This is a genomic window from Candidatus Sphingomonas phytovorans (genome assembly GCA_029202385.1).
Lineage (GTDB): Bacteria > Pseudomonadota > Alphaproteobacteria > Sphingomonadales > Sphingomonadaceae > Sphingomonas > Sphingomonas phytovorans.
Genome location: CP119314.1, coordinates 2,625,731 through 2,645,097 on the forward strand (window position 1 = coordinate 2,625,731; position 19,367 = coordinate 2,645,097).

The following is a 19,367-nucleotide window of genomic DNA, read 5'->3' on the forward strand; positions in this document are numbered from 1 at the left end:
TTCCCGTCGCGACATGCTGGCACGGCCTGAAGCAACGGGAGCAAGAATGACCGTACGATCGCCTGACCCTGCGCGCATGTCGACGACGCTCGCCCTGTTGACGGCGCTGGCGCTGCTGTCCGGCTGCGGCAAATCCGATACGACCAAGCAGGGCGGCGGCCGCCGTGGGCCGCAGGGCCCGCCGCAGGTGGGCTATATCGTGATCAAGCCGACCAGCGTGCCGATCACCACCGAACTGGCGGGTCGGACCACCGCCTTCGAAAGCTCCGAGGTGCGCCCGCAGGTTTCCGGCGTGATCCATCGCCGTTTCTTCACTGAAGGTTCGCTCGTGAAGCAGGGCCAGCCGCTCTACCAGATCGATCCAAGCCTCTATCGGGCCGCCGCCAACCAGGCGCAGGCCAATCTGGCCAGCGCCGTGGCCACGGCCGAAGCCAGCCGTATCAGGGCCGAACGCTACAAGCCGCTCGCCGATATCGAGGCAGTCGCCAAGCAGGACTATACCGACGCGGCGGCGCAGGCACGCCAGACCCAGGCCGCCGTCGCGCAGAACCGCGCCGCGCTCGATACCGCCCGGATCAACCTGCGCTTCACCACCGTCCCCGCGCCGATCACCGGCCGGATCGGCCGTTCGCTCTATACCGTTGGCGCGCTGGTCACGATCAATCAGGTCGATCCATTGGCGACGATCCAGCGGCTCGACCCGATATATGTCGACATCCAGCGATCGACCGCCGAGTTGCTTGCGCTGCGCCGCGAGCTCGCCACGGGGGGCCAGACCCCGGCCAATGCCGATGTGCGCCTGAAGCTCGAGGACGGCAGCGACTATGGCTATACCGGCACGGTCGAATTCTCCGAGGTCGTCGCAAGCCAGACGACCGGCACCGTCACGATCCGGGCGCGCTTCCCCAATCCGCAGGGGCTGTTGCTGCCGGGCATGTTCGTGCGGGCAAGCTTCGCCCAGTCGATCAGCAACAATGCCTTCCTGATCCCGCAGCCAGCCGTGTCGCGCGACCCGAAGGGCAATGCGACCGTGTTCGTCGTCGGCCCCGACAACAAGGCGATCCAGCGCAAGGTGACCGCGACACAGGCGATCGGCACGAACTGGGTCGTCACCGCCGGCCTGAACGCCGGGGACAAGGTGATCGTCCAGGGCGTGGGCAAGACGATCCCGAACCAGGTCGTGCGGCCGGTGCCGGCGGGCCAGCCCGAGCATATCGGCGCGCCGCAGGGCAAGGGTGAGAGTCGGGGCACGGGCCAGGGCACCCCGACCGGCAAGAAGCCCGGTTGACCGGCCGGTGATTTCGCGCATCTTCATCGACCGGCCGATCTTTGCCTGGGTCGTCGCCATCATCATCATGCTGGCCGGCGCCGGCGCGATCCTGACACTGCCGATCGAGCAGTTTCCCGACGTGGCGCCGCCGAACGTCAACATCCGCGCCAATTATCCCGGCGCGTCGTCGGAAACGCTGGAAAACAGCGTGACCCAGGTGATCGAACAGCAGCTTACCGGAATCGACGGGCTGCTCTATTTCAGTTCCAATTCCAACTCGCGCGGCGGCGTGAACATCAGCGCGACCTTCGCCAAGGGCATCGACCCCGACATCGCGCAGGTGCAGGTGCAGAACCGGGTGCAGCAGGCGCTGCCCCGCCTGCCCGCCCAGGTACAGCAGCAGGGCCTGACCGTCACCAAGTCCAACCCGGACTTCCTGATGGTCGCGGCGATCTACGACACGACCGACACGCGCACCAACCAGGACGTGTCGGACTATATGGTCTCCACCCTGCAGGAGCCGATCGGCCGCCTGGAGGGCGTGGGCGACGTCAACGTGTTCGGATCGCAATATGCGATGCGCGTGTGGCTCAACCCCGACCGGCTGGCGAGCTTCAGCCTGATGCCGAGCGACATCATCACCGCGATCCAGGCGCAGAACGCCGAAGTCGCGGCGGGCGAAGTGGGCGGCGTGCCCAACAGCCCAGACCAGGCGCTGAACGCGACGGTGACGGCGCAGAGCCGGTTGTCGACGCCGGCGCAATTCGCCAACATCGTGGTGAAGACCCAGCGCGACGGATCGACCGTCCATCTCTCCGATGTCGCGCGGGTCGAGCTGGGCGCGGAGAATTACGGCGTCGTCAGCCGGATCAACGGCCATCCCGGCGCGGGCATCGCCATCAGCCTGGCGCCCAATGCCGACGCGCTGAAGACCGCCGAGCTGGTCAAGGCCGAGATCGAGGCACAGGCGAAGAAATTCCCCAAGGGCTTCGCCTACGACTATCCGCAGGACGTGACCGGCTTCATCAAGCTGTCGGTCGAGGAAGTGGTGTGGACGCTGATCGAGGCGATCATCCTGGTCGTCATCGTCATGTTCATCTTCCTGCAGAACTGGCGGGCGACCCTGATCCCCACGATCGCGGTGCCTGTCGTGCTGCTCGGCACCTTCGCCATCTTCGCGGTGGCCGGCTTCACCATCAACACGCTGACCATGTTCGGCCTGGTGCTGGCGATCGGCCTGCTCGTCGACGACGCCATCGTCGTCGTCGAGAATGTCGAGCGCCTGATGGAAGAGAATCCGGGCATGAGCCCGCGCGACGCGACGATCGAGTCGATGAACGAGATCACCGTCGCGCTGATCGCCATCGCCCTGGTGTTGTCGGCGGTGTTCCTGCCGATGGCGTTCTTCGGCGGATCTACCGGCGTGATCTACCGGCAATTCTCCATCACGATCGTCTCGGCGATGGTGCTGTCGGTGGTGGTCGCGCTGGTGCTTACACCGGCGCTGACCGCGACCATGCTCAGGCGCAAGGAAGAGGAAAGCGAGAGCAGGCATGAATCGATCCGGTGGATCCAGCACCGGATGGAAGGGGCCAAGACCTGGTTCAACACCAGCTTCGAACGCATGGTCGAGCGCTATACCAACACCGTCTCCAAGGTGGTCGATCGCAAGGCCCTGTTCCTGATCATCTATGCCATCACCGTCGCGATCCTGGTGATCCTGTTCGTCAGGCTGCCGACCGGCTTCCTGCCGACCGAGGACCAGGGCACGACCAGCATCCAGTTCAACCTCGCCCCCGGCGCGACGATCGGCAAGACCCAGCAGGCGCAGCGCGAGATCGAGAAATATTTCCTCAAGACCGAGGGCAAGGATACCGACGCGATCATGACGGTCGCGGGCGGCGGCGGCGGCGGCCAGAATACCGGCCGCGGCTTCGTCGCGCTGAAGGACTGGTCGGAACGCAAGGGCGAGAAGAACGGCGCCGACGCGATCGCGCGGCGGGCGACCGCCGCGCTGGGCGGCCTGCGCGACGTCGAATTCTATTCGACCGTGCCGTCGGCCGTGCGCGGGCTCGGCCAGTCCGCCGGCTTCCAGATGGAATTCCAGAATACCGGCGGGCTGAGCCGCGAGGAGTTCAAGGTAGCGCGTGACAAGCTGCTCGCCGCGGCGCGTGCCGACCCGACACTCCAGGCGGTGCGCCCGACCGACCTGCAGGACCAGCCGACGCTTAAGGTCGATGTCGATGCGCAGAAGCTTAGCACGCTCGGCCTGAACCAGGCCGACGTGAATGCGACGCTGTCGACCGCCTGGGGCGGCCGGTACGTCAACGACTTCAACGATCGCGGCCGCGTGAAGCGTGTCTATGTCCAGGGCGATGCGCCGTTCCGCGCAGCGCCGGACGATATCGGCTCCTGGTTCGTCCGCGGATCGACCGGCGACATGGCGCCTTTCTCGTCCTTCGCCAACGTTTCCTGGGGCACGGCGCCCTCGTCGCTCAGCCGGTTCGGCGGCTTCTCGGCCTATGAGCTGCAGGGCCAGGCCGCGCCGGGCGTCAGCTCGGGCGAGGCGATGAACCGGATGGAGCAGCTCGCCGCGCAATATCCCGGCACCAGCGTCGCCTGGGCCGGCCTGTCCTTCCAGGAGCGCCTCTCCTCGGGCCAGGCCCCGTATCTCTATGCGCTGTCGCTGCTCGTCGTGTTCCTGTGCCTCGCCGCGCTGTACGAGAGCTGGTCGATCCCGATCGCGGTGCTGCTCGTCATCCCGCTCGGGCTGGTCGGCGCGATCTTCGCGGTGACGTTACGCGGGCTGGAGAACGACGTGTACCTCCAGATCGGCCTGCTGACGACGATGGGGCTGGCCGCGAAGAACGCGATCCTGATGATCGAGTTCGCCGAACAGGCCGAGAAGCAGGGCAAGCGCGTGATCGAGGCGGCGCTGGAGGCGGCCCGAATCCGTCTCCGCCCGATCCTGATGACCAGCTTCGCCTTCATCTTCGGCGTGCTGCCGCTCGCCGTGTCGACCGGCGCGGGCGCGAACAGCCGAGTCGCGATCGGTACGGCGGTGATCGGCGGGATGCTGACCGCGACGATCCTCGCGATCTTCTACATCCCGCTGTTCTTCGTGCTGGTTCGCCGGGGCACCCGCAACGTGCTGGCGCATTTGCACCACGAGCATCCCTCGCCCCCTGCCCAGCCGGTGCAGGCCGAAGAGGGGATCGCGTGATGCGCCACCTGACCCTATTGCTCGCAGCGACATCGCTCGGCGCCTGTTCGATGGCGCCCAAATATGTCCGCCCCGACGTGCCGGTGCCGACGTCCTGGCCGGCCGGCGATGCCTATCTGAAGCAAAGCGAGGCGGCGCTGCCCGCCGTCACCTATCGCGACATCTTCCGCGACACGCGGCTGCAGGCGCTCATCGAGCAGGCGCTGACCAACAATCGCGACCTGCGCGTCGCCGCGGCAAACATCGCCGCCGCACGGGCGCAATATCGCATCCAGCGCTCGGCACTGTTCCCGGCACTCGGCGTATCGGCGGGAGCGACCCATGCCGACACTGGGAACGGCAATGGCGAGCGCAGCAATTTCTCGGTCGATGGCGGCATCACCGCGTTCGAGCTCGACCTGTTCGGCCGTATCCGGTCGCTCAGCACCGCGGCGCAGAACAGCTATTTCGCGACCGAAGCGGCGGCGCGGGCGACGCGCCTGACATTGGTCGGCGATATCGCCACCGCCTGGCTGACCTATGGCACGGACAGGAGCCTGCAGGCGATCGCGCAGGACACCGCCGCGAGTGCCGAGAAGAGCGTCACGCTGACCCGGGCCCGGCTGGAAGGCGGTATCGCGCCGCGCACCGACCTGCGCCAGGCGGAAACGGTGCTGGCCACCGCGCAATCCGACCTCGCGCAGCAGACGACAAGGGTCGCGCAGGATATCAACGCGCTGCAATTGCTGGTCGGCGCGCCGATCGATCCCGGCCTGCTGCCCGGATCGATCGAGGAAGCCGGCAAGACAGTCGCCGAGCTGCCGGCGGGGATCGATTCAGGCATATTGCTGCGCCGTCCCGACGTGGTGCAGGCCGAATATCAGCTTCGCGGCGCCAATGCGCAGATCGGCGCGGCACGGGCGGCATTGTTCCCCCGCATCTCGCTGACGACGGTACTCGGGCTGGCGAGCGGTTCGCTCGGCAATCTCTTCGAGGGGGGATCGTTCAACTATTCGGCCGGCGCCAATGCCAGCTACACGATCTTCAACGCCGGCGCGGGCCGGGCGAATGTGCGCCAGACCGAGGCGCAGCGCGATGCAGCGCTCGCCGGCTATGAAAAGGCGATCCAGACCGCGTTCCGCGAAGTATCCGATGCGCTGGCACGGCGCGGCACGATCACCGAGCAGATGCGCGCGACCGAGGCGCTGGCCAGCGCCGCGGCCGACAATTACCGCTTGTCCGATGCGCGGTATCGTGGCGGCATCGACACCTTCCTGCAGAATCTGGATTCGCAGCGATCGCTCTATTCCGCGCGGCGGCAGCTTGTCTCGACCCAGCTCATCGCGGCGACCAATCTCGTCACGCTCTATCGCGCGCTGGGCGGGGATTCCACGCTGGACGCTACGGCGGCCGGGCCGGAGCCGGCAGGCGGCGGCGCCACCGACTGATTGCTGCGGCGATGCTGCGGCCTGTTCCGCAGCAGGCTCGCTTGACGGATGCTTAAAGCCGGTAAAGGATGGCGGTTGCATGACGACCCCACCCGACCCCGGCGCGTTCTTCCGCGAAATGCTCGGCCAGTGGGAGCAGATGGCCAACCAGTTCGGCGGCCAGGTGATGAAGTCGGGCGAATTCTCCCGCGTGATGCAGGGCGCCAGCAGCGCGACGATGACCGCCCAGGCAGCCGCGCACCAGATGATGGACAAGGCGCTGGCCGCCGCCAACATGCCGAGCCGCAGCGAGGTCGAGGACCTGTCGGCCCGCGTCAGGCGGATCGAGGAGTCGGTCGGTCGGATCGAGGCGCTGCTGATGGCCCAAGCCCCAGGCGTTACGCAAGGCATCGCGCCGTCGGAGCGGCCAAGGCCGAAGCGCACCCGCAAGCCGCCGGAGAAGCCGGCTTGAGCGAGTCGCGGCGCTGACCATGGCCGACCGGAACGCCCCCGACCTGTTCACCCAGGCCAGCACGGCGTTCGACCGCGCGTTGCAGCGCAATTTCAAGGGGCTCGATTATTTCGCCTCGCCGGCGCCGGTGCTCGGCGCCAGCCCCAAGGATCTGCTGATCCAGCGCGGCACGATGAACCTGTACCATTATCGCCCGATGACCGACGAGGTTTACCGGGTGCCGTTGCTGCTGGTGATGGCGACGACCAATCGCGGCTATATCTTCGACATGGTGCCGGGGCAGAGCCTGGTCGAATATCTGCTCAAGGCCGGGTTCGACGTGTTCATGCTCGACTGGAGCCCGCCCCGCGCCGACGAGAAGGGCCTGAAGCTCGACGACTATGTGCTGGATTTCATCCCCTCGGCGATCGAACGGGTACAGCGGGAGACCGGCGAGGAGGAGTTCACCGTCGTCGGATATTGTTTCGGCGGGGTGCTCTCCCTGCTCTGGGCGGCGCTGCACCCGGGCGCGCCGATGAAGAACCTCGTCACCTTCACCACGCCGGTCGATTTCTCGAAGATGGAGATGTTCCAGGCCTGGGCCGACAAGCGTTTCTTCGATGTCGACCGGCTGGTCGATACGTTCGGCAATTGCCCGGCGGATTATCTCTACACCGCGTTCGACATGCTGCGCCCCGGCGCGCGGATTGCGGGGAATATCAGGCTGATCGATAATCTCTGGAACGACGAGTACGTCAAATCCTTCCGCATGTTCGATCGCTGGGCGAGTGACACGCTGCCGCTGGCGGGCGAATATTTCCGCGAGACGACCAAGAAGCTGATGTGGGACAATCAGCTTAACGACGGCACGATGGAAGTCGGCGGACGGCCGGTCGACCTGGGCGGGATCACCGCGCCCTTCCTTCACGTCACCGCCGAGCACGATCACATCGTACCGTCCGCTGCGTCCGCGCCGCTGATCGAGAAGATCGGATCGGCCGACAAGGAACAGGTGACATTGAAGGGCGGCCATGTCAGCCTCGTCGCCGGGGGCAACGCGATCAAGCGGCTATGGCCGAGGCTGGTCGAGTGGTTGGGGGAAAGGTCGACATGAGCCATCACATCAGGCGGTTCGCGCCGGGCGACCGCGACGCGATGCTCGCCTTCGCCAACACCCTGCCCGAGCATGACCTGCTGTTTCTGGGCCGCGACCTGAAGCATCCCCGCGTCGTCGAGGCGTGGCAGTCGGCGATCGAGGAGGGCTGGATCGACAGTCTGGTCGCCGAGGATGGAGGAAAATTCGTCGGCACCGCGGCGCTGGTACGCGATCCGCTGGGCTGGAGCGCGCATGTCGGCGAGATCCGGCTGCTCGTCGCGCCGGGCAAGCGCGGCAGCGGGATCGGCCGCGACCTGCTCGAGGCGATCTATACCGTCGCGATGGAGCGCGGGCTCGAGAAGCTGACGGCACAGATGACCCCCGACCAGATCGGATCGGTGATGCTGTTCGAGAGCCTGGGTTTCCGCGCGGAGGCGTTGCTGAAGGACCATGTCCGCGACCGCGACGGCAGGCCGCACGACCTGGCGATCCTGGCCCATGACGTCGCGCGGGTTACAGCGCAGCACCGGGCGTTCGGGATCGACGAATGAACCATATCGCAATGCAGCACGTTCAGACTGCATGTACAGGAAGGATGACCGAATGACAGCACCCAGCGCCGAAGAGATACGGCCGCCGTCAGCGCTTCTCGCCTTTACCGAGCTGCCGCGCGCGCTTGCCGAATTCGGCTCGCTTGGCCTGGCGGCGCCGATCCTTGCCACCGCGCCGCGCGGCGACGGGCATCCGGTGATGGTCCTGCCGGGTTTCGTCACCAGCGACCGGTCGACCACGGTGCTGCGGCGCTTCCTGGGTTCACTCGGCTATGATGCGCATGAATGGGGCCTCGGCCGCAACCTTGGCCCCAAGGCGATCGGCTATGAGGGAGAGAAGCTGGTCGAGCGGCTGTGCGATATCCACGAGGCGACCGGCCAGAAGGTGAGCCTGGTTGGCTGGAGCCTGGGCGGCGTGATGGCGCGCCAGCTTTCACGCCGGGCGCCCGAGGCGGTGCGGCAGGTCATCTCGCTCGGATCGCCCTTCACCGGCACCCCGCGCGCGACCAATGTCTGGCGCGCCTATGAGGTGCTGACCGGGCAGAAGATCGACGATCCGGACGTGCGCAGCCAGCTCCGCGAAAGTGCGGCGCCGCCGCCGGTGCCCTCAACCGCGATCTATTCGCGCGAAGACGGGGTGGTCGCGTGGCAGAACTGCATCGAGCCGCGCGGGCCCGAGACCGACAATATCGAGGTACATGGCAGCCATTGCGGGCTCGGGGTAAACCCGGCGGTACTCTACGCAATCGCCGATCGGCTTGCCCAGGCCGAGAACGACTGGCGGCCATTCGAGCGGAACGGGCTGAAAGCGCTTGTCTATCCCTTTGCAGGGCATGCGTAGAAGCTGAAGCCCGGACCCGATAACGGGCCCGGGCTCCCTTGTTATTGCTTGCACGCCTGTTTGTTGAGATTCCCGGCCTTCGAGCAGTCGTAATGGACGACCTTGCCAGTCTTGGTCGTCCAGGCGACGATCCGGCCAGTCGGCTGCGCGGGTGCAGCGGGCCGCGCGACAGGCTGCGGATGGGAGACCGGCATCGGGCGCGGCGCAGCGGCCGGTGCCGGACGGGCCGCTACGACGGGGGCGACGGGGGTTGCGCCGCGGCAGGCCGCCTTGGTGGCATTGCCCGCCTTGGAGCAGTCATAGTGCCGGGCGGCAGCCGGAACCGCGGCCGGCCTGGCCGCCGCCACGGGCGCCGGTTTCACCGCCATTACGGGCGCCGGCTTCACCGCTGGCTTGGGCGCGGCAACCGCCGCGCCCTTGCACGCCGCCTTGTTGGCGTTGCCTGCCTTCGAACAATCATAGTTGCGCGCCGAAGCGGGCGCCGCCGCCAGCAGCATGGTGCCCGTGATGACACAGGCTGCAATCGACCATCGCGACATCGCTCTTCTCCCCTGAAGCCGCCGGGTACCGGCGGCAGGATGCGGGGACGATGTGCCTCTCCCGAAGCGGGTTCAAATGAACTTATTGTCATGTTCGGAGAGGCGCAGGCGGGCCGACGACCGGATATTTTCGCCCTCTCCCTCGCGCAAGGGAGAGGGCGAAAGGTTATTTGTCGCCCTTGAGCGGGGCGACGGCGTCGCGGCCGATCTGCATGATCAGTTCGCCGATCTCGCGCGCCTGGCTCATGCTGCGGCTGCCCTGGTCGCGCAGGTAATCGCCCTGCACCTTCATCACCTCGGACAGGTCCTTGGCGGCGGCGGCGGCGCGCATCGCGGCAAAGGCCTGGCGGGCATTGTTCTCCGCCTGGTCGATCAGCTTCATGCTGACGGTCGAGCCGCCTTCGGCGACCTTGGCGCCCGAGGCGCGCATCGCCTCCCCCGCCTTCTTCGCCGGATCGACGATCTTCTCGTTGATCGTGTCCTTCACCTTTTCCGTGGTGCTCTTTTTCTCGGCCATCATGCTGCTCCTTTCCTGCGAGGTGCCGGCTTCGCCGCCGGTTTGGGTTTGACCGCGGCCCTTGGCCTGGGCGCGGCTTTGGGTTTCACTGGCTCGGTTCCGCCGAGCGTCGCTGCCTTCAACGCTTCAAACGACGATTGGAGCGCCGCCGCATATTTTTCGGGGTCAGGCATCATGCCCCGGTCGGCGGTGAAGGAGATCGCGATGGTGTCGCCATAGGAATAGACCGGATTGATCAGGCCCATCGAGTCGAACACCGGCGCGGTGCCGTAGCTCGCCAGCATCTTCGCGCCGCAGAAATAAAGCGGGACGCGCGGACCGGGCACATTGGTGACGACCGTGTTGAACACCGGTGCATGTGTGTTCGCGGCTCCTACCCTCGTGTAGAGCCGCGCGGCGAGACCGGCGAGGCCCGAGGGAATGAGCTGGCTGTAATCGGCGAGGCTGCGCGCGCCGACGGCGTTGGTCATCGCCTTTGAATTGACCGCTTCGTCATGGACATATTTCAGCCGCGCCAGCGGATCGGCGATATGGGTGCCGAGCGGGATGACCATCGCCGAGACGAGGTTGCCGAGCGCCGTCTTCTCCCCTTCGCCGCGCACCGAGATCGGCGCCATCGCGGTGAGCGATTCCCTGGGCAGCTCGTTCTTGTCCTCGAGATAGGTGCGCAGGCCGCCGCCGACGATCGCAAGGATGACGTCGTTGACGGTCGCATCGGGCACGGCATCCTTCATCGCGCGAATGTCGGCGAGCCTGAACGGCACGGCGTCGAACACGCGGTGGGGCGAGACCTTGCCGTTGAAGCGGGTCTTGGGCGCCATCTTCGTATTCGACAGGCTGACCTCGCCCTTGCTGACGGTTGCCGCGAGCCTGGCCATGCCGGGGAGCGAGCGGCCGATCGTCTCGACCACGCGCATCGGCTGGCGGAGCGAGTTGAAATAGCTGCGGGTGAGCAGATCGGCCACATTGGGCATATGCTCCGGCTTCCACTGGTCCTGCTCCTTGGGCGGCGCCATGCTCGCGTCGAGATCGTGGACGGCGGTCGACATCTCGACGCCGGACATGCCGTCGACCGCTGCGTGATGGACCTTGGAGAGGAGCGCGAAGCAGCCCGGCGGAAGGCCCTCCACATTGTCGAGCCCCTCGATCACGGTGAATTCCCAGAGCGGCTTGTTGAGATCCATCGGGCGCGAGTGGAGACGGGCGACCTGGATGCAGAGCTGGCGCCAGTCACCGGGCTTGGGCAGCGCGATGTGACGGACGTGGAATTCGATGTCGAATTCGGGGTCCTCGATCCAGTAAGGGTGATCGAGATCGAACGGGACGCGCACCAGCCGCTGGCGGAAGCTGCGCGCGCCGGAGAGGCGGGAACCAATGAAGTTGAGGATATCCTTGAAGCGGACGAAACCGCCCGGCGCGGTGGAGGGATCGTAGATCGCGACCGAACCGATATGCATCGGTGTATGTGGCGTCTCCAGATAGACGAACGAGGCATCCTGGCCCGATAGCTGAAGCATGCGTACTCCCTCTCCCCTTCGGGGAGAGGGTCGGGGAGAGGGGCAGTGTGTCGAACCGCCCTTCCCTCACTGCCCCTCTCCCGACTTCGCTCCGCTCGTCTGCCCTCTCCCCAGAGGGGAGAGGGCCTTTATTTCCCGAAGCCGAACACGTCCTGGTGGAAGCGTCCGTCCTCGATCAGTTCCTCAAGCCATGCCGATCCCTGTGCATGCTCGTCCCCAGCCTGCTGCATCTGGATGCGGATCAGCGTGTCACGCACCGCCGGCGCCATGAAACGTCCGTCACCGCACAGGAATATCTGCGCGCCGGCGCTGAGCGCAGCCCAGACGCGGTCCTGTTCGGCCCAGAGTGCGTCCTGAACGAACTTCCACGGATGAGAGTCGACAGCGGAAAAGGCGAGATAGGGATCGATCACCCCGTCCCGCGCCCAGCCGTCGACTTCGTCGCGGCAGAACCAGTCATGATCGGGATGACGGCAGCCGAAGAAGAGCAGGCTTGTCGCAACCTCCTTCCCCGCCCGTTTTTGCGCCGCCCGTTCCTGGATGAAGCCGCGCAGGGGCGCGAAGCCGGTGCCGGGGCCGATCAGGATCATCGGCACGCCTGTATCGGAAGGCGGGGCGAAGGGCGGGTTCGGGCGGCGGACATAGCCGAACACCTGATCGCCCGGCGCGACGCCCTGCATATAACCGGAGGCGAAACCGCGATGCTCGCCAAGGCCCGACCAAGCGGGCGCCGCCATGGTGCCGACGATCAGTTCGGCGACGTCGGGCGACACCAGCGGGCTGGACGCGATCGAATAGAATCGCGGGGAGATCGCCGCCGACAATTCGACCAGCGAGTCGAGCGAGAGTTCTGCGGCAGGATGCTGGTCGAGCAGGTCGAGCAGAGTGAGGCGCTTGCCTGCCACCTCTGCATCGAACGCCTCCTCCAGCCGCGCCATGTCGCGCTTCGTGTTGGGGCAGCGGGTCTGCGCGGCGATCACCGCTAGAGCACGCCGGGGCAACGGATCGGACAGCTCGACGAAATCAGTCAGCAATTGCCTGACCGTCACTGTCTGGCCGAGCGGCAGGTGGCGGAAGCGCCCGCCCTGCCCGTCCACGCGCAACTGGGTCGAGCCCTTGAGGCCGAGCCGGTCCATAGCGCGCTCGACCAGATCGGGGCGGTTATGGGCATAGACGGCGATGTGATCACCAGTGTGGTAATGCTGGCCCTGCGGCAGACGGATGCGGATGAAACGGGTCGACGGGCGCGGCGGCTCCTTCGCGAAATCCCAAAGCCCGTCGGCGGGCAGGATCATCTCGTCATTGCCGGCGATCTCAAGCTGCTGGGCATGCTCCGGCAAGGCGGCCGCACGTGCCACCGAGGTATCGATCGGCTGGAGCGACAGGGTCGAGACCGACTCGCTCGGCGCCGCATCGCTGCCCAGCGCCTTCCACAAATCCCGCACGAACCCGGCAACGGCACCGTCGAAATCGCCCTGCCCGTCCGCTTCGGCGCGGGGCAGCAGGCGGGTCGCGCCCGCAGCCTCGATCGCGGCATCCACCCGCTTGGGGAATATCTGGTAATTGGGCCATTGGCTGTTGCCGATGCCGAGCACGGCGAAGCGCGCGCCGCTCCAGTCGGCACCCTCAAAGGCCCCGGCGTCGAGCGCCTTCTCGACCGCCAGCGCCGTGTCGGGCGCGCGGCCGTTATAGGTGGCAGTGACGATGACGATCACCTTGTCCTCGGGCGCGGCCCCGCCCTTGAAGCTCTCGTCCATCGACCGGACGATCGTCTCGAACCCATCGAGATTGGCGCGCTCGGCGATCTCCTCCGCAATGTCGCGCGCGGTACCGAGGCTTGAACCATATAGCACCGCGAAACGCTGGCCAGTGCCGGAGACCGAGGCGACCGGCGTTTCCTCTGCCCGCTCCTCGACAGGAGCGACGCTCAGCCGCTCGTGCGGCGCGCGGAGCCGGACGCGCATGTAGAACTCGTCCGGCTTGATCGAGAGCGTTTCCTTGATCCGCAGCTTATAGGCATGGGGATCGCTGATCGCGAATTTCTGGAGCAGCATGGCCAGCGCCAGCTTCGCCTCGACCATGGCGAACTGGCGACCGATGCACGCGCGCTCGCCATTGCCGAACGGCTTGTAGGCATGGGGGTGCCGCGCGGCCTCAGCCTCGGGCAGCCAGCGGTCGATGTCGAATTCTTCCGGGTCGGCCCAGACGCCGGGATCGCGGTGCAGGCCAGGCGAAAACACGTTGATCGGGCGATCCTTGCGCATGTGCCATTTGCCGCCGATCACGACATCCTCGAACGGCGCCACGCTGAAGGCGGGCGCGGTCGGCCAGAGGCGCATCGCCTCCTTCAGGACGCGCTCGATCACTTCTAGCTTCACGATATCGGTATAGTCAGGGCGCTTGTCGCCGGGCAGGACCCGGTCGACCTCGGCATAGGCCTGGGCCAGCACATGCGGATGACGCAGCAGCAGATGCTGCGAGAAGGTGAGCAGGCCCGAGGTCGTCTCGTGCCCGGCGATCAGGAAGGTGAGCACCTGATAGCGGATGTTGATATCGTCGAGGCCCTCGCCCGTTTCAGGATCGACCGCGCTCAGCATCAGGTTGAGCAGATCCTTGCCGTCGTTCGGATGAAGGCGGCGTTCGGCGATGATGCCGTCGACCAGCGCGTTCATCTCGGCGATGTCGGCCTCGTACTGGCGCATCGCCTTTTTGGCGAAGCGCTGCTGGATCGGCAGCCGGGTGATCATGTTGAGCGATTCGCCCAACGCCCGGCCGAGCGCCTCCAGGAAGCTGTCGAGTTCCTCCTTCTCGAAGCTGTTGAAGCGGTGGCCGAACCCCGCGACCGCGATCGAATCGAGCGTGAAGCGGGTCATGTCGTCGGCGACGAGCACGTCAGTTCCCGACAGGCGCGACCATTTGCCGACTAGCTGGTCGGCCACCTCAAGCATCATGTCGAAATAGCCGCGCATCGCGCGCTGGCTGAAGGCGGGGAGCAGGATGCGGTGCGCCTTGCCCCAGTTCGGCTCCTCGCTGAACGCCGTGAACAGCCCGTCGCCGGCGAATTTACGCACCACGCGCAGGCCAGGCCCGGGCATCTTGCGGAAGCGAGTCTCGTCGCAGAGTTGGGCGACAAGGTCCGGCGAGGTGACGAACAGACCGATGCGGCTGCCGAATTTGAGCTTGAAGATGCCTTGGGGGAAATCGCGGCTGACGGCGAGCAGGTGACCGATCAGCCCGGCGCGGGCGATCTGGTGGAGGTGGCCGACGACGGGCAGGCCCGGTGGCGACGGAATCACAGGTCGCTCGACCGCAGCTGTCGCCATCCTCCCACCTTTCCCCTGTGTTCCAGGGCGCGTGTCGTTGGACGGCAGTGGAACACAGCCGAGCGCCGGGCGCAACCTTGGACGATGCGGGCCCCTCCTTAACGTGGCCTCAACACCCGCCGGGGCAAGATCGGGCCATGATGATGGTTCGTAAGCCTGTCCCGCCCCTGCCATCAATCCCGCTGCCCCTCGCCGCGGCATTGACCATCCTCTGGGTGGCCGTGGTGTGGATGACGATGCCCCTCGTCACCACGGACATGACGACGTATCTCCTCCCCTGGTTCGACCATATCGTCGCGACCGGCCCGGTATCGTCCTTCGCCGAGCCCTTTTCCAACTATGCCCCACCCTATCTCTACCTTCTTGCCGCGCTAAGCCTGTTCAACGGCGTGCTGCCCGCCATGACGCTGATCAAGCTGCTGTCGATCGCCGGGACGGTGGCGCTGGCCTTCGCGGTGCGGCACCTGCTCACCCGTTTCGACACGCCCCAGCCGCTTCGCACCGCAGCGCTGGTCTTCGCGATGCCCAGCATCCTGCTCAACGCGACGCTATTCGGCCAGTGCGACGCGCTATGGGCCGCGCCGTGCGTGATGGGGATCGCCGCCGCGCTGGATCGCCGGCACAGCGCGATGCTCGCCTGGTGCGGGCTCGCGCTGGCGTTCAAGGCACAGGCAGTGCTGGTCGCGCCTTTCTTTCTGGCGGTGCTGATCAAGCGCCGCGTGCCGCTGAGGCTCTGGCTCATCGCGCCCGCGGTCACGATCGCGACGATGCTGCCGGCCTGGGCGGCGGGCTGGCCAGCAGCCGATCTCGCGACGATCTATCTCCGCCAGGCGGATACATTCCAGATGCTGTCGTTCAACGCGCCGAATATCTGGGCGATCCTGCAGGCGCTGCCGCTTGGCCTGCCGCTGTCCGGGCTCGCCTGCGCCGCGGCGATCGGCGGGACCGCCGCCTATATTGCCCGCTTCTCGACCCAGATTCTCGACAACAAGGCCCTGCTGTCCGCCGCCTTGCTGGCGACACTCGTCACCGCCGGGCTGCTGCCGCGCATGCATGAGCGCTATTTCTTCCTTGCCGATGTGCTGGCGCTGGTCCTCGCCCTGATATGCCGCGACAGGCATAGCCTGACGATCGCGATCCTGGTCCAGGCGGGCTCGACCCTGGCGTTGCTCAGCTATCTGAGCGGCATCGCCGGACTGGCCGCGCTCGGCGCGGTGGCGATGATCGTCGCGACGCTTTTCCTTGCCCGGCCGCTGCTCAAGCCCGCTGCGAACGACAATCCCCTTCTGGCACGCGCGATTTGACGATCGAAGCTCCAGCAAAAGCGTAACTTATGATAGCTATCTGAGCCATTCGTGCGATTCGGGAATGGGGGCTTCTTTCGGATGTCGATGTTCAACAACAACAGGAATAGCCGCGATCCGGGCGTCACGCTGCCGCCCGCCCCCGCCGCCCAGGCCTCGGGCGGGAAGCGCGGGATGTTCTCCGTGCTCGGGCCCGACGTCACCATCGTCGGCAACGTGACGGCGACGGCAGATCTGCATATCGACGGCCGTATCGACGGCGACGTGAATTGCGGCAGCATCGTGCAGGGCACGGACAGCCGGATCAACGGATCGGTCAAGGCGGACATCGCGCGCCTGGCCGGTGCAATCGAAGGATCGGTCTCGGTGCGCCAGCTCACCATCGAACGTGCCGCGCGGATCACCGGCGATGTCGAATATGAGACGATCGCGATCGAGAATGGCGCGTCGATCGACGGCCGCCTGAAGCATATCGCCGCCGATGCGGGTACTCGCAATTTCGAGCGCAATGCGCCGATGGCCCCGGCGCCGGACATCATCGTGGTCAGCTCTAGCGGCGAAGCAGCCTGATCCTCATGGGCGGCGGTCAGCGCGACCGCCCCCTACATGTCGATATTGCCCATCGCGTCCTGATATCGGATCGACGCCCTCGCGATGTCGACGGCGGATGGCGGGTTGTGCCTGAACGGCATGAAGCTTCTCCCCTGTCGCGACGATTGTGCCCGTGGCAAAGGGAGCGAGTCCAGTAGCAACGGGAGAGCGACGATGACCCAGATGACCCTGCCGATGGAGGGTGGCTGCCGCTGCGGCAAGGTGCGCATCCGGATCGACAAGCCGCCGATGCTGACGATGGCGTGCCATTGCACCGGCTGCCAGAAGATGAGCGCCAGCGCCTATTCGCTCAGCGTCGCCATTCCCACCGACGGCTTCACGGTGACGAAGGGCGACACCGTGATCGGGGGGCTCCACGGCGACCAATCGCAGCATCATCATTGCGACTGGTGCAAGAGCTGGGTCTTCACCCGGATCGCGTTCGACGTCGGCTTCGTCAATGTCCGCCCGACGATGCTCGACGATGCGGGGTGGTACGTTCCGTTCATGGAGACCTATACCAGCGAAGCACTGCCCTGGGCGAAGACACCCGCAAAGCATCGCTACCCGCAGTTTCCGGAGATGGCGGATTTCGGAAAACTGCTCGCCGAGTTTGCCGAGCAGGCTTAGCGGTCGGAACCACGCCTGGTCCCCTTATTGTCGTCCGGAGGTCGAGATGAGCAACGCCGACTTGAACGATCGCCAACTTCTGCGCGAAGCCATTGCCGCGTTCCGCGAGAAGGATATCGAACGCGCCAGGCCTCTTTTCGCCGAATTTTCCGAACGCAGCGTCGCGAGGGTCAAAGCCAGGGTTGCGAACGATCCGGCGTGATCGGGCGTCCGCTCAGGCACGCCGCCCGCCAGACGCTGCCCTGAAGCCATCTCGGACCCGGACGCTCACCCGCTGCCGGCAGCCGGCAGCCGGCAGCCGGATCAGGTCGATCCGGCGACCGTCCTCCGCTACGCGCGGGCCCTCGCTTCCGGCTCGGCATCATATTTTGACGACGCGGCAGCGAGCCCCGCGATATCATCCGAGCAGATGAACGATTTCAATGCATCGAACTTTGCCTTCTCCCACTGGTAGATGCCCAGGGCGAGGAGGGCAGCGACCGTCTCCGATGGGAAACGCTGGCGGATTGGAGCAGCGGGATTGCCGGCCACGACCATGTAGGGCGCGACATCCTTCGTGACGATCGCACCGGAGGCAATGACCGCGCCTTCGCCGATGGTGACGCCGGGCATGATCATGGCACGCATGCCGATCCAGGCGCCGTCTCCGATGACCGTGTCTCCCTTGCCAGCATAGGCATCGAGGATGACTTCGGGAAAGGGGTAGAGGCTGAACCAGTCAGTGCGGTGAGTGTGGTTGCCACCCATGAGGATGACCGCCTCAGCACCGATGCACACATGATCGCCGATATGGAGCTGGTCGACAGGCCATTGCGACACCCAGGTGGCTGCGCTGTATTCGTCGCCATAGAGATAGCGGACAACGCTCTGCTCAAACGAGCCCGACCAGGCGTCGCTATAATAGCTGCCTCGTCCACGGATATGGATGTTCGGATTCTTTACCGTCTCGTGAAGATATTCGACGTTGGACCAATGCTTCTTGCGAGGTGTCATACTTGGCATATCTGTTCACTAGGCCGAGAGGCAAAAGCCATGCCGGCCGATGTCAATCCGCCGCCCTGCCCGAGCGTATCGCTGAAAGGTGAGTCGCAGGATCTCGCCGCATCTCCCGCTACTATCGTGTATCCCATGGTGGGGCTTGCCGCAAGCCGCGCCTCTTGTCCTATGAAAACGGCCCTCGATTCGCATCAAAGGAGCCGCGAGCCATGTCAGCTTCCGCCAGCATGTTTTCACCATCATTCTTCCACGGAACACGGGCCGACCTGAAACCCGGAGACCTGATCGTCGTCGGCTACCAATCCAACTTTACCGAAGCCACGCCGCTATCCTGGGTGTATCTGGCGGGCACGCTCGATGCTGCGATCTGGGGCGCCGAGCTTGCCGTGAACGGTGCGCGAGAACGGATTTACGTCGTGGAACCGACCGGGCCGATCGTGGACGATCCCAACCTGACCGACAAGAAGTTTCCCGGCAATCCGACGCTCTCCTATCGCTCCCGCGATCCACTGCGCGTCATTGCCGAAGTTACGAAGTGGGAGGGACACCCGCCTGAACAATTACAGCAGATGAAAAACGGTCTTGCCCGTTTGAGGTCGGAGGGCGCGGATATCATCGACTGACACATGAACGCTATCCGGCATGTTCCGGTGGGTTTGCATAGCGGCAGGGCTTCAACGGGACAGTCGATCTCTCGCTCGGTGGATGGCAGCGGTACAAGAATTGATCGGCGCTTCGGGCCTGGCTGAATAGAGCTCTATGGTGCGATCAGCCGGGCGCGATCGAGATCCTGTTCCGTCAGTTCCTGAGCCGAGACATATCGCGTGGTCCATTGCGGGTAGCCCCCGGGCGTCATCTCGATATCGGGAAGGCCGATGGGATCGTCCCCCGTCTCCACCCACCCTGCACCGAGGCAGTGATCGCAGATCACGCGCGTGCAGCGAAAACTCACCAGATCGATCTCGCTGTTCCATTGCCCATGCCCCACGCAGACGGGGCACATCGCATCGAGCGTACCGTTGCGGGGCTGAAGCGGGACGATGTCGAACGCGTGCGGGCTGTCCGGCCCCGCGCAGGTAACGATCATGCTGGCGTGAGGCATTGGCTGCACT

General features: G+C 65.7%; 18 protein-coding genes. 12 read left to right on the forward strand and 6 right to left on the reverse strand.

Annotation, left to right across the window (positions count from 1 at the left end):
• The first annotated feature begins 76 nt into the window (after positions 1–76).
• The 7 genes from P0Y59_11990 (at position 77) to P0Y59_12020 (ending at position 8,838) form a co-directional block, all read left to right on the forward strand.
• A complete protein-coding gene (locus tag P0Y59_11990; protein ID WEK02557.1) occupies positions 77–1,288 on the forward strand; it encodes an efflux RND transporter periplasmic adaptor subunit in 1,212 nt (403 codons plus the stop codon).
• Positions 1,289–1,295: 7 nt separating this feature from the next.
• The gene (locus tag P0Y59_11995) at positions 1,296–4,493 is read left to right on the forward strand and encodes an efflux RND transporter permease subunit (protein WEK02364.1); all 3,198 of its coding nucleotides are present in this window, start codon (positions 1,296–1,298) and stop codon (positions 4,491–4,493) included.
• Positions 4,493–5,920, forward strand: a complete 1,428-nt coding sequence (locus P0Y59_12000; protein ID WEK02365.1) for an efflux transporter outer membrane subunit — start codon at positions 4,493–4,495, stop codon at positions 5,918–5,920. Before P0Y59_11995 ends, P0Y59_12000 begins: the two co-directional genes overlap by 1 nt.
• A 79-nt stretch (positions 5,921–5,999) precedes the next feature.
• The gene (locus P0Y59_12005; protein WEK02366.1) at positions 6,000–6,371 is read left to right on the forward strand and encodes a poly(R)-hydroxyalkanoic acid synthase subunit PhaE; all 372 of its coding nucleotides are present in this window, start codon (positions 6,000–6,002) and stop codon (positions 6,369–6,371) included.
• Between the two features lie 19 nt (positions 6,372–6,390).
• Positions 6,391–7,464: an alpha/beta fold hydrolase gene (locus tag P0Y59_12010; GenBank protein WEK02367.1), complete on the forward strand. Its 1,074-nt coding sequence runs from the start codon at positions 6,391–6,393 to the stop codon at positions 7,462–7,464.
• Positions 7,461–7,997: a GNAT family N-acetyltransferase gene (locus P0Y59_12015; GenBank protein WEK02368.1), complete on the forward strand. Its 537-nt coding sequence runs from the start codon at positions 7,461–7,463 to the stop codon at positions 7,995–7,997. The genes P0Y59_12010 and P0Y59_12015 overlap by 4 nt, the downstream gene beginning before the upstream one ends.
• Positions 7,998–8,049: 52 nt before the next feature.
• Positions 8,050–8,838, forward strand: a complete 789-nt coding sequence (locus P0Y59_12020; GenBank protein ID WEK02369.1) for an alpha/beta hydrolase — start codon at positions 8,050–8,052, stop codon at positions 8,836–8,838.
• A gap of 41 nt (positions 8,839–8,879) precedes the next feature.
• On the opposite strand, the gene P0Y59_12025 is transcribed toward P0Y59_12020, so the two are convergent.
• The 4 genes from P0Y59_12025 to P0Y59_12040 all read right to left on the reverse strand — a co-directional run bounded on the left by P0Y59_12025 (position 8,880) and on the right by P0Y59_12040 (position 14,734).
• Positions 8,880–9,377, reverse strand: coding sequence for a hypothetical protein (locus P0Y59_12025; GenBank protein ID WEK02370.1), 498 nt, complete (start codon positions 9,375–9,377; stop codon positions 8,880–8,882).
• 166 nt (positions 9,378–9,543) lie between these two features.
• Positions 9,544–9,894, reverse strand: coding sequence for a phasin family protein (locus tag P0Y59_12030; protein ID WEK02371.1), 351 nt, complete (start codon positions 9,892–9,894; stop codon positions 9,544–9,546).
• Positions 9,894–11,411: a wax ester/triacylglycerol synthase family O-acyltransferase gene (locus P0Y59_12035; GenBank protein ID WEK02372.1), complete on the reverse strand. Its 1,518-nt coding sequence runs from the start codon at positions 11,409–11,411 to the stop codon at positions 9,894–9,896. The genes P0Y59_12030 and P0Y59_12035 overlap by 1 nt, the downstream gene beginning before the upstream one ends.
• 128 nt (positions 11,412–11,539) lie before the next feature.
• Positions 11,540–14,734 carry a cytochrome P450 gene (locus tag P0Y59_12040; protein WEK02373.1) on the reverse strand — a complete coding sequence of 1,065 codons (3,195 nt, stop codon included), beginning with the start codon at positions 14,732–14,734 and terminating at the stop codon, positions 11,540–11,542.
• A 143-nt stretch (positions 14,735–14,877) separates the two neighbouring features.
• Here P0Y59_12040 and P0Y59_12045 point away from each other — a divergent pair, with 143 nt between their 5' ends.
• The 4 genes from P0Y59_12045 to P0Y59_12060 all read left to right on the forward strand — a co-directional run bounded on the left by P0Y59_12045 (position 14,878) and on the right by P0Y59_12060 (position 17,461).
• The gene (locus P0Y59_12045) at positions 14,878–16,038 is read left to right on the forward strand and encodes a hypothetical protein (protein WEK02374.1); all 1,161 of its coding nucleotides are present in this window, start codon (positions 14,878–14,880) and stop codon (positions 16,036–16,038) included.
• 81 nt (positions 16,039–16,119) lie between these two features.
• Positions 16,120–16,608, forward strand: coding sequence for a polymer-forming cytoskeletal protein (locus P0Y59_12050; protein ID WEK02375.1), 489 nt, complete (start codon positions 16,120–16,122; stop codon positions 16,606–16,608).
• A 195-nt stretch (positions 16,609–16,803) separates the two neighbouring features.
• Positions 16,804–17,259 (forward strand): GFA family protein, encoded by a 456-nt coding sequence (locus tag P0Y59_12055; GenBank protein ID WEK02376.1) that lies wholly within the window; start codon positions 16,804–16,806, stop codon positions 17,257–17,259.
• Between the two features lie 46 nt (positions 17,260–17,305).
• Entirely contained in the window at positions 17,306–17,461 is a 156-nt protein-coding gene (locus P0Y59_12060; GenBank protein ID WEK02377.1) for a hypothetical protein, read from the forward strand.
• Positions 17,462–17,589: 128 nt separating this feature from the next.
• Here P0Y59_12060 and P0Y59_12065 read toward each other — a convergent pair whose 3' ends face one another.
• A complete protein-coding gene (locus tag P0Y59_12065; protein WEK02378.1) occupies positions 17,590–18,252 on the reverse strand; it encodes a CatB-related O-acetyltransferase in 663 nt (220 codons plus the stop codon).
• Positions 18,253–18,464: 212 nt separating this feature from the next.
• Between P0Y59_12065 and arr the strand changes: the two genes are divergently transcribed.
• Positions 18,465–18,878 carry an NAD(+)--rifampin ADP-ribosyltransferase gene (gene arr / locus P0Y59_12070; protein ID WEK02379.1) on the forward strand — a complete coding sequence of 138 codons (414 nt, stop codon included), beginning with the start codon at positions 18,465–18,467 and terminating at the stop codon, positions 18,876–18,878.
• Between the two features lie 134 nt (positions 18,879–19,012).
• Here the strand turns inward: arr and P0Y59_12075 are convergent, their stop codons facing one another.
• Positions 19,013–19,357 (reverse strand): hypothetical protein, encoded by a 345-nt coding sequence (locus P0Y59_12075; protein WEK02380.1) that lies wholly within the window; start codon positions 19,355–19,357, stop codon positions 19,013–19,015.
• Between the last annotated feature and the right edge of the window lie 10 nt (positions 19,358–19,367).